Below are 2,392 nucleotides of genomic sequence, written 5' to 3'. Positions count from 1 at the left end.
TTCGGTGACTACGGCATCCAGGCCCTGGAGCACGCCTACATCACCAACCGGCAGATCGAGTCGGCCCGTATCGCCATCAACCGCCACATCAAGCGCGGCGGCAAGGTCTGGATCAACATCTTCCCGGACCGTCCGCTGACCAAGAAGCCGGCCGAAACCCGCATGGGCTCGGGCAAGGGCTCCCCGGAATGGTGGGTCGCCAACGTCAAGCCCGGCCGGGTGCTCTTCGAGCTGAGCTACCCCAACGAGGAGATCGCGCGCGCCGCGCTGACCCGCGCGATCCACAAGCTGCCGATCAAGGCACGCATCGTCACCCGAGAGGAGCAGTTCTGATGGCAGTGGGCACCGAAGCCGGCGAGCTGCGCGAGCTGAGCGACCAGGATCTGATCGACAAGCTTCGCCAGTCCAAGGAAGAGCTGTTCAATCTTCGCTTCCAGATGGCCACCGGCCAGCTTGCCAACAACCGTCGGCTCCGAGCCGTTCGGCAGGAGATCGCGCGCATCTACACGGTGCTGCGCGAACGTGAACTGGGTCTGGCCGCCGGACCCGGTGGTGAGGATTCGTGATGGCTGAAACCAAGGCGAAGGTCAACGGGCCCAAGCACACTCCGGCTACCGAGGAGCCGCGCGGTCGCCGCAAGACCGCGATCGGCTACGTGGTCAGCGACAAGATGGAGAAGACCATCGTCGTCGAGCTCGAGTCGCGCGTGCGCCACCCCAAGTACGGCAAGATCATCCGGACCACCAAGAAGGTCAAGGCGCACGACGAGAACGGCACCGCCGGTATCGGCGACCGCGTCTCGCTGATGGAGACCCGGCCGCTGTCGGCCACCAAGCGCTGGCGACTGGTGGAGATCCTCGAGCGGGCCAAGTAACCCGATAGTCGCGTAACCCGATAGTCGCGCAAACGCCCACCGCCGCAACGGCGGTGGGCGTTCGCGTTCCCGGCGTCGCGTTGTCAGTCGAGACTGAGCAGCACCAGTGAGCAGTCGTCATCGAATTCACCTGTGGCGCTGAGGAACTGCATCTGCGTGATGAGCGAGTCCAGCGACCATCCGGGTGTCGAGGCCGCCGCGGCGCACTGCTTGGCGAAGTCCGTCGGGATCAGCTGGCTGCCGTCCGGCCGCGAGAACTCGTAGATCCCGTCGCTGTAGAGCAGGGATCTGCGCGCCGGCAGGCACCCGGTAGCGGTCGGCGGCGAACTCGGTGTCGGCGAACATGCCCAGCGGCACGACTTCGCGCAGTCGTGTTCCGACCCAGTGCTCGGCCGGGGCGCCAAGCACACCGTAGATGGCCGGTGAGACCCAGACCACAACGCCGTCTCGGACGTGGAGGACGGCGTCACCGGAGTTGAGGAGCAGCAACCGGTAGCGCTCCTCGGATTCGGCGAGCTTGCGGACCGACTCGAACCGTTCGGTGACGTCGCGCAAGGTGAGGCTGAGCTTGCCGACCGTGGTGCGTGCGGCGCGGATGTCATACCGCCGCACGGAGTCGAGGAACTCGTTGTAGTAGGGGAACTCGTCGAGCACGACCGGCTCACCGGTGTCCGCGCACCGCGCCAGGTGGCCCAGTAATCCGGAGGCGTCGAGGCTGGGCAGCGTCTCCAGCAGTGGGTGACCGATCAACTGCTCGCGGCGCATCCCGAGGTAGTCACACATCGCCGGGTTGACCTCCCGATAGACGAAGTCGGTGACGCGCCCACCGGGATCGCGAACCGGTTCGATCAGCACCTGCGGATCGAGTATGGCGTCGGTGCTGGCCCGCAGTGCGGCCAGCGCTTCGATCCGGCCGGTGACCTCGCGCCAGGACAGGCTGAGGAAGTCGGGCGGCACCCGGGCGCCGCGCACGTCGTAGCGGCGGTCCCCGCCGTGAAGGGCGAAGGCGTCGAGAACCAGTGGTTCGCCGGTGTCGACGCAGTGCGCGAACGTCTGCAGCAGTCCGTGGTCCAGGGTTTCGGCGACGCTGCGGCCGATCAGGTCCTCGCGGCGGCGTTGCTGCCGGCGGGCGCCGACCGGGTTGATGTCGTGGTAGACGAAGTCGACCACCCGGCCGGCGGAGTCACGGACCGCCCGCAGCAGCGCCCAGGGCTCCAGATCCGCCTGGTGTGCGCGGTCGAGCAGATCGTCGGCGGCGGGGGGCGCGAACCGCGGGGCTTGGTCGGTCATCACTTTCCTGGGTTTGCGCGGTGGGGATTCGCCGGCCGTGTCGCGCTGTGAGGTGATACCCCCGTCCTCGCGAGCCCAAACCCGGTCGGGTCGCAGGTTGCGCACTCCCGTCGCGCATCTGTCGGCTAAAGTTAGGAAGCCGGCTACGACGTGCCGAGACTGATTCAGCGGGGGGGGGGGGGAGAGATTGGAATCGGGGCCGACGAGAGGTGACGCGGTGGCCAACTG

At 67.3% G+C, this 2,392-nt stretch carries 4 protein-coding genes; 3 read left to right on the top strand and 1 reads right to left on the bottom strand.

Translation table 11 applies throughout. From position 1 onward, the window contains the following. From rplP to rpsQ, 3 genes are all read left to right on the top strand, one after another. On the top strand, window positions 1–333 hold a 333-nt coding region (gene rplP, locus ADBZ5U_RS15845), incomplete at its 5' end, for a 50S ribosomal protein L16 (protein ID WP_526811795.1). Beyond that, entirely contained in the window at window positions 333–566 is a 234-nt protein-coding gene (gene rpmC / locus ADBZ5U_RS15840; protein WP_526811793.1) for a 50S ribosomal protein L29, read from the top strand. The genes rplP and rpmC, both read left to right, overlap by 1 nt. Further along, a complete protein-coding gene (gene rpsQ, locus ADBZ5U_RS15835; RefSeq protein ID WP_526811791.1) occupies window positions 566–874 on the top strand; it encodes a 30S ribosomal protein S17 in 309 nt (102 codons plus the stop codon). Before rpmC ends, rpsQ begins: the two co-directional genes overlap by 1 nt. A gap of 126 nt (window positions 875–1,000) precedes the next feature. Here the strand turns inward: rpsQ and ADBZ5U_RS15830 are convergent, their stop codons facing one another. After that, window positions 1,001–2,164, bottom strand: a complete 1,164-nt coding sequence (locus ADBZ5U_RS15830; RefSeq protein ID WP_526811789.1) for a PAS domain-containing protein — start codon at window positions 2,162–2,164, stop codon at window positions 1,001–1,003. Between the last annotated feature and the right edge of the window lie 228 nt (window positions 2,165–2,392).

It is taken from the genome of Mycobacterium sp., assembly GCF_040398885.1.
In the GTDB taxonomy this organism is placed as follows: Bacteria; Actinomycetota; Actinomycetes; order Mycobacteriales; family Mycobacteriaceae; genus Mycobacterium.
Note: the sequence above shows the minus strand (reverse complement) of the source record. Positions and strands in the feature narration are given on the sequence as shown.

Coding starts and splice junctions, on each gene's coding strand:
- rpmC (WP_526811793.1), top strand. CDS start 333: ATGGCAGTGGGCACCGAAGCCGGCGAGCTGCGCGAGCTGAGCGACCAG.
- rpsQ (WP_526811791.1), top strand. CDS start 566: ATGGCTGAAACCAAGGCGAAGGTCAACGGGCCCAAGCACACTCCGGCT.
- ADBZ5U_RS15830 (WP_526811789.1), bottom strand. CDS start 2,164: ATGACCGACCAAGCCCCGCGGTTCGCGCCCCCCGCCGCCGACGATCTG.